At 34.1% G+C, this 15,986-nt stretch carries 19 protein-coding genes; 7 read left to right on the top strand and 12 right to left on the bottom strand.

Translation table 11 applies throughout. The features are described from left to right. Positions 1–66 precede the first annotated feature (66 nt). Both ABI657_RS07840 and ABI657_RS07835 read left to right on the top strand, forming a co-directional pair. Positions 67–1,935: an Nramp family divalent metal transporter gene (locus tag ABI657_RS07840; RefSeq protein WP_348096688.1), complete on the top strand. Its 1,869-nt coding sequence runs from the start codon at positions 67–69 to the stop codon at positions 1,933–1,935. A 93-nt stretch (positions 1,936–2,028) separates the two neighbouring features. Beyond that, the gene (locus ABI657_RS07835; RefSeq protein ID WP_348096687.1) at positions 2,029–2,682 is read left to right on the top strand and encodes a metal-dependent transcriptional regulator; all 654 of its coding nucleotides are present in this window, start codon (positions 2,029–2,031) and stop codon (positions 2,680–2,682) included. A 296-nt stretch (positions 2,683–2,978) separates the two neighbouring features. Here ABI657_RS07835 and ABI657_RS07830 read toward each other — a convergent pair whose 3' ends face one another. The 12 genes from ABI657_RS07830 to ABI657_RS07775 all read right to left on the bottom strand — a co-directional run bounded on the left by ABI657_RS07830 (position 2,979) and on the right by ABI657_RS07775 (position 11,678). Then, entirely contained in the window at positions 2,979–3,251 is a 273-nt protein-coding gene (locus ABI657_RS07830; RefSeq protein ID WP_348096686.1) for a hypothetical protein, read from the bottom strand. 30 nt (positions 3,252–3,281) lie between these two features. Then, positions 3,282–3,683 carry a hypothetical protein gene (locus ABI657_RS07825; protein WP_348096685.1) on the bottom strand — a complete coding sequence of 134 codons (402 nt, stop codon included), beginning with the start codon at positions 3,681–3,683 and terminating at the stop codon, positions 3,282–3,284. Between the two features lie 12 nt (positions 3,684–3,695). Next, entirely contained in the window at positions 3,696–4,478 is a 783-nt protein-coding gene (locus ABI657_RS07820) for an enoyl-CoA hydratase-related protein (RefSeq protein WP_348096684.1), read from the bottom strand. Between the two features lie 9 nt (positions 4,479–4,487). Beyond that, entirely contained in the window at positions 4,488–5,903 is a 1,416-nt protein-coding gene (locus tag ABI657_RS07815; RefSeq protein ID WP_348096703.1) for a HAMP domain-containing sensor histidine kinase, read from the bottom strand. Between the two features lie 128 nt (positions 5,904–6,031). After that, a complete protein-coding gene (locus ABI657_RS07810) occupies positions 6,032–6,580 on the bottom strand; it encodes a CopD family protein (protein WP_348096683.1) in 549 nt (182 codons plus the stop codon). Further along, on the bottom strand, positions 6,567–7,103 hold the full coding sequence (locus ABI657_RS07805; protein ID WP_348096682.1) for a hypothetical protein: 537 nt from the start codon (positions 7,101–7,103) through the stop codon (positions 6,567–6,569). The genes ABI657_RS07810 and ABI657_RS07805 overlap by 14 nt, the downstream gene beginning before the upstream one ends. A gap of 19 nt (positions 7,104–7,122) precedes the next feature. Beyond that, positions 7,123–8,136, bottom strand: a complete 1,014-nt coding sequence (gene hemH, locus ABI657_RS07800) for a ferrochelatase (RefSeq protein ID WP_348096681.1) — start codon at positions 8,134–8,136, stop codon at positions 7,123–7,125. Between the two features lie 139 nt (positions 8,137–8,275). Next, positions 8,276–9,136 carry a DUF6602 domain-containing protein gene (locus tag ABI657_RS07795; RefSeq protein ID WP_348096680.1) on the bottom strand — a complete coding sequence of 287 codons (861 nt, stop codon included), beginning with the start codon at positions 9,134–9,136 and terminating at the stop codon, positions 8,276–8,278. A 26-nt stretch (positions 9,137–9,162) separates the two neighbouring features. Continuing rightward, positions 9,163–10,029: an AraC family transcriptional regulator gene (locus tag ABI657_RS07790; RefSeq protein WP_348096679.1), complete on the bottom strand. Its 867-nt coding sequence runs from the start codon at positions 10,027–10,029 to the stop codon at positions 9,163–9,165. Positions 10,030–10,160: 131 nt separating this feature from the next. Then, positions 10,161–10,700 carry a YceI family protein gene (locus tag ABI657_RS07785; protein ID WP_348096678.1) on the bottom strand — a complete coding sequence of 180 codons (540 nt, stop codon included), beginning with the start codon at positions 10,698–10,700 and terminating at the stop codon, positions 10,161–10,163. A gap of 58 nt (positions 10,701–10,758) precedes the next feature. Next, the gene (locus ABI657_RS07780) at positions 10,759–11,298 is read right to left on the bottom strand and encodes a YceI family protein (RefSeq protein ID WP_348096677.1); all 540 of its coding nucleotides are present in this window, start codon (positions 11,296–11,298) and stop codon (positions 10,759–10,761) included. Positions 11,299–11,309: 11 nt separating this feature from the next. Continuing rightward, positions 11,310–11,678, bottom strand: a complete 369-nt coding sequence (locus ABI657_RS07775) for a hypothetical protein (protein ID WP_348096676.1) — start codon at positions 11,676–11,678, stop codon at positions 11,310–11,312. Between the two features lie 180 nt (positions 11,679–11,858). Here ABI657_RS07775 and ABI657_RS07770 point away from each other — a divergent pair, with 180 nt between their 5' ends. From ABI657_RS07770 to hemA, 5 genes are all read left to right on the top strand, one after another. Beyond that, a complete protein-coding gene (locus tag ABI657_RS07770; protein ID WP_348096675.1) occupies positions 11,859–12,248 on the top strand; it encodes a hypothetical protein in 390 nt (129 codons plus the stop codon). A 26-nt stretch (positions 12,249–12,274) separates the two neighbouring features. Next, on the top strand, positions 12,275–13,114 hold the full coding sequence (locus tag ABI657_RS07765) for a DUF5777 family beta-barrel protein (RefSeq protein ID WP_348096674.1): 840 nt from the start codon (positions 12,275–12,277) through the stop codon (positions 13,112–13,114). Between the two features lie 154 nt (positions 13,115–13,268). Further along, positions 13,269–13,703 carry a hypothetical protein gene (locus tag ABI657_RS07760; RefSeq protein WP_348096673.1) on the top strand — a complete coding sequence of 145 codons (435 nt, stop codon included), beginning with the start codon at positions 13,269–13,271 and terminating at the stop codon, positions 13,701–13,703. 18 nt (positions 13,704–13,721) lie between these two features. Then, positions 13,722–14,312 carry a hypothetical protein gene (locus tag ABI657_RS07755; protein ID WP_348096672.1) on the top strand — a complete coding sequence of 197 codons (591 nt, stop codon included), beginning with the start codon at positions 13,722–13,724 and terminating at the stop codon, positions 14,310–14,312. A 358-nt stretch (positions 14,313–14,670) separates the two neighbouring features. Further along, positions 14,671–15,975, top strand: a complete 1,305-nt coding sequence (hemA, locus tag ABI657_RS07750) for a glutamyl-tRNA reductase (protein ID WP_348096671.1) — start codon at positions 14,671–14,673, stop codon at positions 15,973–15,975. Positions 15,976–15,986 lie beyond the last annotated feature (11 nt).

Raw genomic sequence — 15,986 nt, 5'->3', positions numbered from 1 at the left:
TGCCTAAAAAAATTATTATACAAATACAATTTTTATATATATTTGTTCAAATAATATGATTTTACAATGACAAGATCTTTAGATGAGGTAAACCAATCCGTTGCTACAGAGCATAAAAAAACAGGATTCAGAAAAATATTAGCCTTTTTAGGTCCCGCATATTTGGTGAGTGTGGGTTATATGGATCCCGGAAACTGGGCTACAGATATTGCCGGCGGTAGTCAGTTTGGTTATTCCCTGCTTTGGGTTTTGCTGATGAGTAACTTAATGGCATTATTACTGCAAAGTTTAAGCGCCCGACTCGGAATTGTTACTCAACGCGATCTTGCACAGGCATCGAGAGAAACCTACTCCAAAGGAATCAATTACATTTTATATTTTTTAGCCGAAATTGCCATAGCAGCATGTGACCTGGCTGAGGTTTTAGGAATGGCAATCGGAATCAATCTTCTTTTCGACATTCCCCTTATTGAAGGTGTATTGATTACCGTTTTGGATACTTTTTTATTGCTTTTCCTAATTAATAAAGGAATCCGTAAAATGGAAGCTTTTATTATTGTTTTGGTTGTTATCATTGGATTTTCTTTTGTTTTCGAAATGATTTTTGCAGAACCGGAACTTGACAAAGTGATGTACGGACTGATTCCTTCCATTCCAAGTTCTGCTGCTTTGTATATCGCTATCGGAATTATTGGCGCAACGGTAATGCCTCACAACTTATATTTACATTCTTCATTGGTTCAGACACGAAAGTTTGACCGTAGTCCGGCAGGGATCAAACAGGCCCTGAAATACAATTTTATCGATTCAACTATTGCTCTTAATCTGGCGTTTTTTGTTAATGCCGCGATTTTAATTCTGGCTGCAGCCACATTTTACAGAAACGGTATGTTTCAGGTTGCCGAAATTCAGGATGCACATCAGTTTTTAGAACCTTTACTGGGAACCAAATGGGCGCCCATCTTATTTGCTGTTGCGTTGATTGCTGCAGGACAAAGTTCCACCATTACAGGAACGCTGGCGGGCCAGATTGTGATGGAAGGTTATCTGAATCTCCGAATACAGCCTTGGGTGCGACGCATTATTACCCGTGTAATCGCCATTGTTCCGGCTGTTATTGTGATTTTGATTTATGGAGAAAGCGTTACCGGAAAATTATTGATTCTGAGTCAGGTGATTCTGAGCTTGCAATTAGGGTTTGCTATTATTCCGCTGATACATTTTGTGAGTGATAAAACCAAAATGAAAGGTTTTCATATTTCCAAAACCACTCAGTTTGCTGCCTGGATCATCGCTTTGATCATTGTCTCGCTGAATGCCAAATTGGTTTATGATGAAATCACTTCATGGCTTGAAAGTGCCAGTCATCCTATCATTCTTTGGCTGACTGTTGTCCCTCTTGCTTTTGGTTTTCTTGCATTGCTTCTTTATATCGTCTTCAAACCTTTTATAGCAAGAGCAAAATCGATTGAAAATCATTCCCCTCATCATTTAAAACTGGAATACATTCCAAAAGAAACTTATAATAAGAAAAATATCGCTATTTCCGTAGATTTTTCTAAAGCAGATGAAGCTGCACTTAACAATGCCTTCGAATTAGGCGGGATTGATGCACAATACACTCTGATTCATGTCGTGGAAACCGTTGGAGCATTGATGTACGGAGGCCATGTTGATGATCATGAAACGACTATTGACGAAAAATTATTATTGGAATATAAAGAGATGCTTTCGCAGAAGGGCTTCCGAATTGCAACAGAACTTGGTTTTGGAAAACCCAACAACGTGATTCCGAAGGTTATCAATGCAGGAAATTTTGATATTTTAGTAATGGGAACGCACGGCCACACTGGATTAAAAGATATTTTATTTGGTACAACCGTAGACAAACTGAGACATAAAATTTCGATACCTTTGCTGATTGTAAAAAAATAGACTCTTTTTAGAGTGACGAGTTTTCAAGGTAAAAAGGAACAAAGGTTTCTTTCGTCTGAAGTCCAAAATAAACAGTCTAAAATCTAATATCAAATGACCTTTTCAGAAGAAAATTATCTTAAAGCCATATATCATCTTACGGCTTCAAATGATGCTGAAGTAAGCACAAACGCTATTGCGGAAATGATGGAAACCAAAGCTTCCTCAGTAACGGATATGCTGAAAAAACTTTCTGAAAAGGATTTGGTGAATTATAAAAAATACCAAGGCGTTTCTTTAACAGAAAATGGAATCCTATCCGCTAAAATGATTGTTAGGAAACATCGTTTATGGGAAGTTTTTTTAGTAGAAAAACTTCATTTTACATGGGATGAAGTGCATGATATTGCCGAACAGCTGGAGCACATCAAATCTGAACAGCTAATCAATCGTCTGGATGATTTTTTGGGAAATCCAACGGAAGATCCTCATGGAGATCCTATTCCGGATGCGAATGGAAGAATCATCAAAATCGAAAAACACTTGCTTTCTGAATTATCTGAGAATCAAATCGGTATTTGTGTGGGAGTAAAAGACACTTCTTCCGAATTCCTGAAATATCTGGATAAGCAGGAAATCGCTTTAGGTTCTAAAATCGAATTTCTATCTAAAGAATCTTTCGATTTATCCGTAAGGATAAAAGTTGACAAAAGGGAATTGTCGATTTCCAATAAAATTGCTTCTAACCTGTTTGTAAAGCTGCTTTAGAATATCAACATAAAAGAAATCCGCAGAAACTTTATGTCTTTGCGGATATTTTTATTCAACAGGATAATAATTGCCTCTCTTAATATTTTTTATCTGTTTGTGAAACCCATTTTCCAGCATCATCTGCGTTTTGTCTGAGTAACAAATTTAGTTGACCAACATGATGCTGAACGTGCCTCATATTATACAATATCATTTCGAAAATGCTATAATTTCTGTATGCGTTGATGAATCTTTGTTTTGCAGTTTCATCTGTTAAACCATCAATTAAGAAAAAGCTTTTTTTACGTGAGAACTCAAGATATTCTAATAATTTCTTCCTTAGAATAAACCCTTTCAGGCAAAATTCCTGTTGGATCAAATTCCGATAACGTAAAAGGTTCAGGCGGAACAAATGAATCTGGTTCTTTAGAGGAATAATAATCGAGATAGAATATAGCATGATAAACAGCATACCAAAAATTATTTTTGACCCAAAAATGATCAGGACAAACAACAATTGCACTTTCCAGCATATCGATTGTTCCTCCAAATTGTTTCCATAGTATTTCTTTTGTCTCGGTATCCATACTGTTTTTAAATTTTAAATAAAATCAATATCATACAATTCCTTTCTCAACCATTTCCAGCATTACTGGCGACGCATTTTTAAAAGTTGGCGGTTGCTCAATAATACTGCCTGCATTTTTTTTGTTGACTTTGAAAGTCAGATCATTGTCGGTAGTAAAAAGCAGAGCAGTCAAAAACGGATTTTTGATATACGTTGCCAAAAGTAATAAAGCTTCGTCTAAAGTGTGGATACTTTCAATTTCTTCGGTTTTGTAGCGGGTTGTCAATGAAACAGAATAAGAATCATCTTCATTCAGAACCAATCTGAAATAGATGTTTTTAATTTCCGTATCGCCAATGGTTTTGGCTAAGGTAAGTTTGGCAAAAGTGCCGCTTTGAATGCTTTCTTTTACGCGTTGGCAAAAAAGAGCGAATATAGGTTCGTAAGACATGATGTTTTTTTATTATTTCCCTGTAAATTCAGCTTTTCTTTTTTCTAAAAAGGCAGTTGTTCCTTCTTTAAAATCCTGTGTTCCGAAACATTTTCCGAATGATTTTATTTCGGTTTCAAAACCATTTTTACCGTCGGTGTAATTAGCATTGATCGCTTTAATGGCCTTATTAATGGCAAAAGGAGCATTTTTAATAATCTTTTGAGCAATTTGAATTGTAAAACTAATCAATTCTGTTTGTGCAACTACATGATTTACTAAACCGTATTGTTTTGCCTCTTCGGCAGTAATCATTCCTGCAGTCATGATCATTTCCATCGCACGTCCTTTACCCACTAATTGTGGTAAACGCTGTGTTCCTCCGTAACCCGGAATCAATCCTAAAGAAACTTCCGGCAATCCCATTTTGGCATTATCCGAAGCAATTCTGAAATGACACGCCATTGCCAATTCCAGTCCGCCACCTAATGCAAAGCCATTGATGGCTGCTATAACCGGCTTTTTAAGATTTTCTATATAATCAAATAACGTTCCTTGTCCTTCTGCTGCTAATTCAGCACCTTCAGCAATCGTATAACTGGCAAATTCTGAAATATCGGCTCCGGCCACAAAAGCTTTTTCCCCGCTTCCAGTTAAAACTATCACGCGAACCTCATCATTTTTCGCTAATAGTTTGATTGCTTTACTCAAATCGCTGATGGTTGCCTTGTTCAGGGCATTTAGTTTTTCAGGTCGGTTTATGGTTACCGTTCCTATTTTTTCTTCGATAGAAATTATAATATTTTCGTAGTTCATGACGGTGATTTAAGAATTCGTAATTGGAAGGGAAACCGTGAATGTGGTTCCTTTTCCGTAAGCTGAATCAAAGGTAATTGTTCCTTTGTAATTTTCGATGATGTTTTTTATAATTCCGAGTCCAAGGCCCATTCCACTTGTTTTGGTCGTGAATTTTGGTTCGAAAATTCTACGAGTATCCAACTTTTGAATCCCGATTCCGTTGTCACTTACGGCAATTTCAACATGATCATCAATGCGTTTTACCGTAACCATAATTGATTTATGAAACTGGCTTTCCGGAATAGCCTGCGTTGCATTTTTAACGAGATTGGTAATTACGCGGATCAGCTGAGTACGGTCCATTTTGGAAATGATTTCTTCTTCGTCACTTTGAAAAGAAATATACTCTTCATTAAAAATATCCAGGGCCAGCTCCACCACTTCTACAACATTTAATGTTTCATTTTGCTGTGCGGGCATGGATGCAAAATTAGAAAATGCCGAAGCTACAGCAGTCATTGTATCAATTTGCTGAATCAGCGTTTCAGAGTAATCGTTCATTTTCTGTTTGACATCAGGGTCATTGGGGTCGAATTTTCGCTGAAAACTCTGGACGGTTAACCGCATCGGCGTAAGCGGGTTTTTAATTTCGTGCGCCACTTGTTTTGCCATTTCACGCCATGCCTCTTCACGCTCGCTTTGGGCTAGTTTGATGGCGCTGGTTTCCAGTTTATCGACCATTCCGTTATAAGCTTTGATCAGGAAATTGACTTCCTTACTGTTCGCCTCCAACACAATTTTCTCGTTTTTCTGATCTAAATTGGTTTCTTCCAGTCTGTCGGAAATTGTTTTTAAGGATTTTGTGATGTAAGTCGAAAGGAAATAAGCCAGGGCAAAAGCCACAATCAGCATAAAGGAATATACCTGGCTTAAACGAATAAGGAAAGTATTTAATTCGTTGTCATAATAACCATCATCTTCCAGATAAGGAAGATTTAAAATTCCCAATGGTTTGAATTTCTCATCTTTAATCAAACTATAAGAGGATCTGTTTTTAATACCGTCGATGGTTTTAATATCTACAAATCGTTTTTCGATAGAAGAACGCACTAATTTTAGAATATATTCCGGAATTGGCGGAGCTACTTTATCAACGGCAAAAGATTCTTTGGATGATTTTAATAGTTTTCCCTTAAGGCTGTAAATATTGATTTCGATTTTGTGGATCTGGGCTAACTCGTGGATTTTATCTTTAAAAATCAAATCCAGATTACCTGTTTTCAAAGGGTAAGTTGTTGTATTGAGGACATAATTAATGTGCTCTTTTACCGCATTTTCCTTACGTTCCAGACGTTCCTGATGGTATTCTTTGGCTTCATTTTTAAACTGAATGATTGAAATGGAAGCCAATAAAAAAGAGGCTACAACAATCAATACGATCATCGACAGGAAAATCCTGATCCGTAGTGAAAGCATTGACATTTTGAAGTTCTTCATATTATAGTGATTAGTGAATAGTAATTAGTGATTGGTAAAATCTTAAAAGCTAATAACTAATCACTTTTTACTAATTACTTTTTTTCTCTTATTCTTTTATAAAATTTATAGCCCAGCATTAGTAAAACAGAGAATAAAATGATGCCAACAACGCCGAATATCCAATTAAAGGCACTTTTTAGAACAACCAAAAAGACTACTGCAAAAAGGATAATTGTGGCGCCTTCATTAAACAAACGCATATAATTGCCTGAATATTTTACTTCATCGTTTTGTAATTGTCTGAAAATCTGATGGCATTTTAGATGATACAAATATAAAAGGAAAACGAAACCTAATTTAATATGCATCCATGGCATTTTGAGCCACGCATTCCCCAAATCGGTAAAAAACAGCATCCAAAAAGCAAAAATACTCGCCAGAATTGCTGATGGCCAGGTAATAATATACCACAACCGGTAACTCATTATTTTGAATTGCGCCTGCAGGATTTCCTTTTCAGGTGATGGTTTGTCGTTCGCTTCAATTTGGTATACAAAAAGGCGCACTATATTAAACAATCCCACAAACCAAGTTAATACGAAAATGATGTGTAATGATTTTAAGTAGTTATAGTATTCCATCTCTTTTAATTTTTGTTTCTACAAAAGCTATAATCTTTTCGAAGTTTTCATTACCGACTTCGTGTTTTTCAAGTATAAAATTAGAAGCAACATTACTGCTGATTTCCAATATCATAATATCATCTATTACTTTAACGGTTTTAAAAGCGTTCCATTTTATTTTTAAGTCTAACTTAAAATCTGTATAACAAAAACAATCTTCTAAAAGCTGCCAAACATTCATTTCATCATTTAAGAGATATTCAGCAATATTCTCATCAATAAGATCAAAGTATTTCTTTTTTGTTTTTCTATAATAAAACAGATAATTAACAAAATTTATTAGATAATGAATTCCACCTGCAACAAAAATATAACCCAAATTGTCCTGACCTACAACAATAGAAATCCCCAATAAAATAAGAATCAAACCAATATAAAGATTTACATTATTTTTCTTAAGCAAAGATTTCCAATGTAAATCGAAAAGTAATTTAGCTTGTGATCTTGTTGTTTTTTCATTGTAAGGAATTTCAAATATCATTTATATACAATGTTTAAAATTATTTCGCCCAATCATTAATCCAGTTCCCAACGGTTTCACACCATTCATCATCATCATTTAAACATGGGATTGCAAAGAAATTCTCTCCCCCGTTTTTTTCAAAATCTTCTTTCGCACGCATGGCGATTTCTTCCAGAGTTTCCAAACAATCTGAAACGAAAGCCGGTGTTACAACTGCCAGATTTCTAATTCCTTTTCCTGGCATTTTATCAATTTCAACATCGGTGTATGGTTCTAACCATTTGTCTCCCGCTAAACGGGATTGAAAAGTCAGGCTGCATTTATCTTCAGGAATTCCTAATAGTTTTACGACTTGTTTTGTTGTTTCATAACATTGGTGACGGTAGCAAAAAGCGTGCGCCGGCGAAGGCGTGTTGCAGCAGGAGCCGTCAATTTTACAATGCGATTTGGTGATATCTGTTTTGCGGATATGACGTTCCGGAATTCCGTGATACGAGAATAACAAATGGTCATAATCATAGCCAACTAAATGTTTCTGAATGGAATCTGCAAGATTTTTGATGTAATCCGGTTTGTTGTAAAATGCCGGAACATCTGTAAAAGTCATGTTTGGGAATTTCTTTTTACGGATTTCTTCGGCTTTTACTAAAATTGTAAAGGTCGAAGCCATCGCATATTGCGGATACAAAGGAAAAAGCAAAACTTCTGTAACTCCTTTATCATGCAATTCCTGAAGCCCTTTTTCGATGGTCATGCTTCCGTAACGCATTGCCAAAGCAATTGGTACATTTACCAAAGGCTGTACTTTTTTCTGCATTCTTTCAGACAAAACTACCAAAGGAGAGCCTTCGTCCCACCATATTTTGGCATAAGCATGCGCAGATTCTTCCGGTCTTTTTCTTAAAATAATGCCGCGAACCAATAATGCCCTTAACAAATACGGGACATCGATCACGTACTTATCCATTAAAAATTCGTCTAAGTATGGTTTTACATCTTTTGGTGTTGGACTTTCTGGAGATCCTAAGTTTACTAATAATACGCCTTTCATTATTTTTTTGCTTTAGGCTTTAAGCTTTAGGCTTTAAGCATTTGTTAGTTTAAATTTTTGTCAAAAGTAGTTTGATCAACTTCGTGGAAATATGATAAATGTTATTTTTTATTTATGTTTTGATATATAAAATTGATGACTAAATTATGATCTTGCTCCTTGCTTGATTAAGAATCTCAATCCAAGGCATGCTTCCTAATCTAACCCAATTCAGCGATGCCATTAAATGTGAAAGAAAAACACCAAAAGCTAAATCTTTTGTCATTAGATTTTCATAACCAACTTTAAAACCATTGTCAGGATAAAAAAGTGTCCCAATTGATTCACCTTGTTCATTTATATATCCAACTGATAAAATATTATCTTTTCCAGAAACGACTAATTCAGGACAAGAGCTATCAGAAGGAAATATATTATGAAAAGAATTTAAAAATTCTTTTGTTTCTAATTCATTTTCTGATTTTTTATTTTCAATATTTGATGAATACCTACTCATAATTATAGTTAAGATCGGATTTCTATATTTCGGCAGATGCTCCAAAATATTTCCTCGGTCAACATAATTTCCTACTAAAGCATCTGTTTGATAAAGATCAGTTTTCTTTCTTGTTTGACACAATTTTTTTACTTCTCCGATTTGATATACACTTTTTTCAAAACTTTCTTTAGTTAAAGTATGTTTTGCTTCAATGTAAGCATAAACTGCTTCAATTGGAATATTTTCTTTTCTAGAATAATCGTCTTTTTTATTTGTTCTAATTGTTGGAAAATCCAATTGGTCATATATAATAATATCATCTCCAGCTTTTTGTCCTTTACTGTTAACGACAAAACCTCTACAAATACCATATTTAGTTGGTAAAAAATTACGTAAAATTTCACAAATCGCAATTTCAAATTCATCTCCTAAATCAAAATTATAATCAGATTTAATATCTTCTAATCTTGAAGAAAATTTTTTAGATAATTCTAAAATATAATCATCGTATAAATATTCCATACTCTTTTAATTTAACAAAGAAAAAACTACACATTTGTATTAATAGACATCAGATATTTTTTTGGTGTCGTAGCAAATTTTTTCTTGAATGCAGCAATAAAATGACTTCCGGTGCTGTAGCCAATTTTCAATCCTACTTCGTTTACATTATAGGAGCCGCTGTCAAGTAGTTTTCTGGCGAAATCCATTTTGTAATCAAACAAAAAACCATAAACAGTATCGCCGTAAATTTGTTTAAAACCCATTTTAAGTTTCTTGATATTCAAACCAATTTCATCAGCCAGTTCCTGCAATCCCGGAGGTTCGGCCATATTGGCGATAATGATTTCTTTGGCTTTTCGAATTTTCAAAACATTGTCCTCATCAATTAAAAACGGACACTGCTCTGCATTTGGATCTTCGGTCCTGTTAAAATACAAACTCAGTAATTCATATCCTTTTCCTTTGTAATAAAGATTTTTTATCGATGGATGCAGGTTATAATGAAATACCTGACTCAGCACAATTGCCATTGACGGACTTATATTTCCTTCGTTATAATATTTTTTGTCCTTATTATCAGCACTTAAAAAAGTAATATAATCCGCTTCTGCAGAAAACAGTGCATGAAATTTTTTGATCGATACAATTACGGATATTACCCACGAATTTGGGGTGAGTTCTAAATTTAGCGGCAATTCTTTTTGTGGATTGTATAAAAGCAGCGATTTTTCTTCTTTCAATTCTAGAGCATAATTGCCCTGATTGAACAAAAATTTGGCATTGCCCTTTAGTCCGAAATGAAATTGTATCAAACCGCTCCCTACTTCACGTTGTGCAAAAAAAGGTTCTGAACTGTCGTTTTGAAAACGAATAAGCGTAAAGTCGTCCTCAATTTTTATTTCTTCCTCCATTTTTGATTTACTTTCTAGTTACTATTGCCGTTTTTTACAAAACGAATAATTGGCCTTTCAAAATTAAATCTTTTTGATGGTTTATCCTTTACTTGCTCCTAAATTTATAAAATCTTTATTGTTTTGGCATATTATTTTAAAATGGCGACAATTTGAACATTTATTGTATTGGAAATCTTGCTTTTAACGAGTGAAGGAATTACAATATTAAAATCACTGGCTATTACATCAAAATTAGACAAAATACTAATTCCTGATCCCGATTTGCTTATTCTTATTGTATTGGAAATGTCTTTTGATTTTCCGTGAAGTTCTAATTTACCTTTGATAACAAAATCTTTAGGACTTGTCGTTAGGGTGTTTATATCAAATCCTTCTATTTTACCTTTAAATATTGCCTTTGGATATTGGTCACTCTCCATATAATTTTCATTGAAATGTTCTTCCATCAGAGCAACTTTAAACCGAAATCCTTTCATTAAGGCTAAACTTGCAATTTCTCCTGTAGTGGTATTCATAACAAAAGTAACATTGCTGTTGGTTGCCATCACTTCTTCAAAAGAAGGAACAGAGGCTTCAAAAGTTATCTTTCCTGTTTTACTGATCATTTTTTCCTGAGAAAAGCCAACAGCAGAAACAGATAGCATTATTAAGAGTATGATTTTTTTCATGATTTTGTTTTTATATTAAAGTTCCCTTTGTGTATTATAAGGTATTTATCCTCGGCATTTATTTAAAAACAGCAATAACTTCAATATTGACTTTATTATCCAGTTTATATTTAATAAGTGATGGAATCGGGATATCAAAATCACTTGTATTTACTGAAAAATCTGCGAGAAGCGTGATTCGGGAACCTGATTTGGTAATTTTTGCATTAGCGGTAACATCCTTGGTTTTACCATGAAGTTCTAATTTTCCTTTTATGACATAATCCTGATAATCCCCAGTCAGACTGTTTGTGTCAAATTTTTCTATTTTTCCTCTGAAAACTGCTTTTGGAAATTCATTAGTTTCCATATAATTTTCATTGAAATGTTCTTCCATCAAAGCCATTTCAAAATCGAAGCCTTTCATCAAAGCGAGGCTTGCAATTTCTCCTGTTCTTTCGTTTAGGACAAAAGTTACATTGGCATTGGTTCCCCTGACGGGTTGAAAAGAAGGTACAGAAGCTTCAATAGTTATTGTTCCCGATTTCGTTATTGCTTTTTCCTGTGCAAAAACAAAAAATGAAGACAATAGTAGGGGTATTAGTAAAGTTTTTTTCATATTGTGTTAGATTATTGTTCTAATAATCCATCTTCGTTCCATTTTTTAACAATATCTATTGTTGCTTGTGGCAATCTTGGCCCACCATTAGGCATTAATGAGCTATTGCCATTTTCTAAAGATATGCGGGTAAGTAACCCACGATTTAAAACCGCATTTTTTACCTGGTCATACGTAACCAATGACATAGGTGCGCCATTTTTAGGAACTGTTGCATGACATACAATGCAGTTATTATCAATAATAGATTTCACATTCTGATTGTATGTAGCCACACCTGTAATTGGCGGAGTATCAATTAAAGTACTTGGGTTATCATCGGTACAACTCACGAGAACTGAAGCAAATGATAAAACGGCGAAAAAGGTTTTTAAATTCATAACGATTGGTTTTTAGTTTATAAAGAGTGAATGATTTTATAAAGTAAAACGAAGTATAAAAGCATTTCTAAAGCATATACGTTGAAATGAATGATATAGATTTTGAGGAACGCCTATTTTATTGTTCAAATCCAATAGATACTTTTTAACGTAGATAATTTAAGCACTAAAAAAACAGCTATGAAAAAAAAAATACTTCTATCAATCCTTCTTTTACTACTAGTTGGAATTTCGGTTTACTTCTACACTTATAAAGGACACAGGAATATTGATGCCGAAACAGCGGATTATATTGTAACCGTTTCCGGACTCGAAAAAGAATTCACTTCCAATGATAGTCTGGCATTCCTAAAATATCAGGACAAAACCATTGAATTGACCGCACAGGTTACCAATATCGACACTGAAAGTAAAGGAATCGTTATTGGTGAAAAAATATTTGCAACATTCAAAGACAGTTTACCAAAAGACATTGTATCAGGTAAAATACTAAAAATCAAAGGAAGGTTTTTAGGATACGATGACTTATTGCAGGAATTCAAAATCGATCAATCTTCAGTTGTACGCTAATCAAATAACATTTTAAAACCAACCTCATGAAAAATCTCATTCTATTATTATTTTTATTTCCATTACTGACCTATTGCCAAGAAGACTTATTGTCCGGAATGGATACTCCTGTCCGAAATGAAAAAGTTACCTCTGCATTTAAAGCCCTGAAGATTGTTAATCTGGAATCAACAAAACTGGCAGCAAAAGGCGATTTGTATTTTGTTGTCGCGCACCGTTTTGGTTCTGTACAAGATGGTTTTGAAGGTTTCTACGGATTGGATAATGCCAATACACAAATAAAATTTATATACGGATTAACAAATGGAATCAATGTAAGTGCTGCCAGAAGTGAATTCGCCTATGATTTTGCAACAAAATATACTTTAGTTTCACAAATTAAAGACGGTTTCCCTTTTACTGTGGCCGGATTTAATAGCTTGTCTATTAATAACACATTAAAAGAAAGCCTGTATCCAAAACTTGAATTTAAAAGCAGGCTGACTTATGTAGCACAGTTATTAATTTCAAAAAAACTTTCTGAAAGACTTTCCTTAGAAGTTGTTCCAACATTTTTTCACCAAAATTTTGTTGAAGATGTGGAACAAAGCAATTCACAATATGCCGTAGGTTTTGGCGGAAGATATAAATTTGCGAAACGCTGGTCGCTAAATATCGATTATGCAGCACACCTCAACAGATCTGCAAATTCACTATATAACAATCCCTTATCAATAGGTTTTGATTTAGAAACCGGAGGACACGTTTTTCAAATGCATTTTACCAGTTCCCAAGGAATTGATGAAGCAGGATATCTTGGAAGAACTACCGGTGACTGGACAAAAGGCGATGTGTTTTTTGGGTTCAATTTAGCAAGGGTATTTTAGAAAATACTCTGATATAGTCCTGTTATATCCCCTCTACAACGTTTGAGTTATTTAAAATAATTCTAAACTAACCCTTTTGCCCTTTCAAATAAAACCAAGCCAAAAAAGCATTCGTATATAATTTTTAAATCCAATCATTTTAAAAATCAACTATATGAAAATCAACAAAACAATAAAAAAAGGACTTTGGGCTTTACTAATAGTTACCGGGTTATTTATTACCATTTTTATTTTTCACATTATTACAGCCAAGCCGGCTGTTTATGAAAGTCCAAATCTACAGGTAAGCAGGATTGATTTTAAAGAAAACATAGATTCTCTTCAGGCCAGACAAATATGTTCTGATTTACGATCTATCAAAGGATTGACCTCAGACTCTATCATTGTCAAAAGAAATGTAGTTGTTTATTTCCACAATAATAAAATCACTAATTCTGAAAAGGTATACAACCAATTAATGGCTAAAAGACAATATGACGCTCAACGCTATATTTTGCCGGATAATTTGGCCAATAAAGAAGTTTGTCCTGTAAATCAGAATAGTATGAGCTATAAATTATCTCAGAAAGTAAATCGATTTTTTAATTAACCCTTTAATATTTTTATTATGAAAAATTTCTCTAAAATTACACTTAGTGTATTACTTGTTGCATCGGCAACTTTGGTTTCGTGCAATAATGATGATGACACACCGGCACCGCCTGTAAAAGCCTCTATTTATGAAAGATTAGGCGGAACAAAAATGGTTGCAGATCCGGATAATTCAGGACAAATGATTGAGGCAGGAAGATTGAGTTTCCGTAAAGTAGTCAACTCAACTATCGGTCTAATTGTTGCTGATGTGCAATCTGGCGCTGCTGGAAACTTACAAGCACATTTTGCGCCGGTTTTAGCTGAAACCGGAACTACACAATCTACGAACATTGCTAAATTATCAGATAATCTGACAGATTTCTTTTCGTTCAACACTGGTGGAACTAATGCAGTAAACACTTATTCTGGTTTGAATATGGTTGCGGCTCATGATCCGGCTGTTAATGCACGTATGGGAACAAAAGCATCTAATGCAGATTACACAAAATTTGAAGGATATGTTGGTGCTGCTGCGAATGCAAATGGAGTAGCTTCAAATACAGAACTTTATACTGATGTAGTTGCTGTATTAGAATCATTGAGAACTCCGATAGTTCAAAAATAATTCTGTTATTAAAAACGCTGCCTTCGGGTAGCGTTTTTATTTAAAATGATGCTTTTTTAAGGTGATAATTTGTATTAGTAATATGAAAGTGAATCATTTATAAATCTCCATAGCATTCCCCCGAACCCATAGCGATATTTTTTCGTATATCATTTAAAGCAAAAACAAAGTTATTATTTAGAATAAGTATATATAACCAGTTATCGAATGGCTGATATCATTATAAACGGCAGTAAACACTATTTAGAATTGCCAATTTGAATCAATTTATTCCATAGCGATATAAAAAGTACCTCTAGCGTTGTTTTTATAAATTAGTTAGTAATAATTTTGTTGAACTTTTTAAGGAAAGTATAATATGGAAAAATTTAACATGTCCAGAACCACCACTTTTTACGCTTTAGGTTTAAGTTATAAAAAAGCAGATGCTACAATTAGAGGAAAGTTTAGTTTAGATGCTAAAGCACAATCTGATTTGTTGGTTCAGGCTAAAGCTGAAGGAATACAGTCATTAATCGTCACTTCTACTTGTAACAGGACTGAAATTTACGGTTTTGCCAACCATCCTTATGAGTTAATCAAATTACTTTGCGAAAACAGCAAAGGTTCCGTAGAAGAATTTCAGGAAGTTGCTTATATCTATAAAAATCAGGAAGCTATTAATCACATGTTTCGCGTAGGAACAGGTTTAGACAGTCAGATCCTTGGTGATTTTGAAATCATCAGCCAAATTAAAATTGCTTTTAATCATAGTAAATTAGAAGGTCTTGTGAATACATTCCTGGATCGTTTAGTAAACTCCGTTATTCAGGCGAGTAAAAAAATCAAAACAGATACTGAAATTTCTTCTGGTGCAACATCCGTTTCGTTTGCATCAGTTCAATATATTATCCGAAATGTAGAAGACATCGGAAACAAAAACATCCTATTATTCGGAACAGGAAAAATAGGCCGAAATACGTGTGAAAATTTAGTAAAACATACTAAAAACGGTCACATAACCCTTATCAACAGAACAAAAAACAAAGCCGAAATTTTGGCCGGAAAACTAAATGTTATTGTAAAAGATTACGCCAACTTACAGGAAGAAATACAACAAGCTGATGTTTTGGTTGTAGCTACGGGAGCACAAAACCCAACTATCGACAAAACATTACTGAATTTAAAGAAACCTTTATTGATACTGGATTTATCCATTCCAAGAAATGTAAATCCGGATGTAGAACAAATACCTGGTGTTAGCTTAATCCATTTGGATTATCTGTCTCAAATCACAGATGATACGCTGGAAAGAAGAAAACAACATATTCCGGCTGCCGAAGCTATTATTGAAGATCTGAAATTAGAATTCAATACCTGGATAAACGGCCGTAAATATGCGCCAACTATTCATGCCTTAAAAGCAAAATTAAATGATCTTGTTGCCAGCGAACTTGCTTTTCAGAAAAAGAAAACACTCAATTTTGATGAAGAACAGGCTGACTTAATCAGTTCAAGAATCATTCAAAAAATCACCAATCATTTTGCCACTCACTTAAAAGACGAAAATACTTCAGTAGATGAGAGTATTGAGTTTATTGAGAAAGTATTTCAAATTGGGCAGCTTGCGCCAAAAAATATTCCTTCTCCAGTCGAAGAAAAATATAAAATCAATCTTTCCTAAATAGTTTAAAA

This window comes from Flavobacterium sp. (assembly GCF_039930565.1).
Lineage (GTDB): Bacteria > Bacteroidota > Bacteroidia > Flavobacteriales > Flavobacteriaceae > Flavobacterium.
This window is presented reverse-complemented; position numbering and strand designations above follow the sequence as displayed.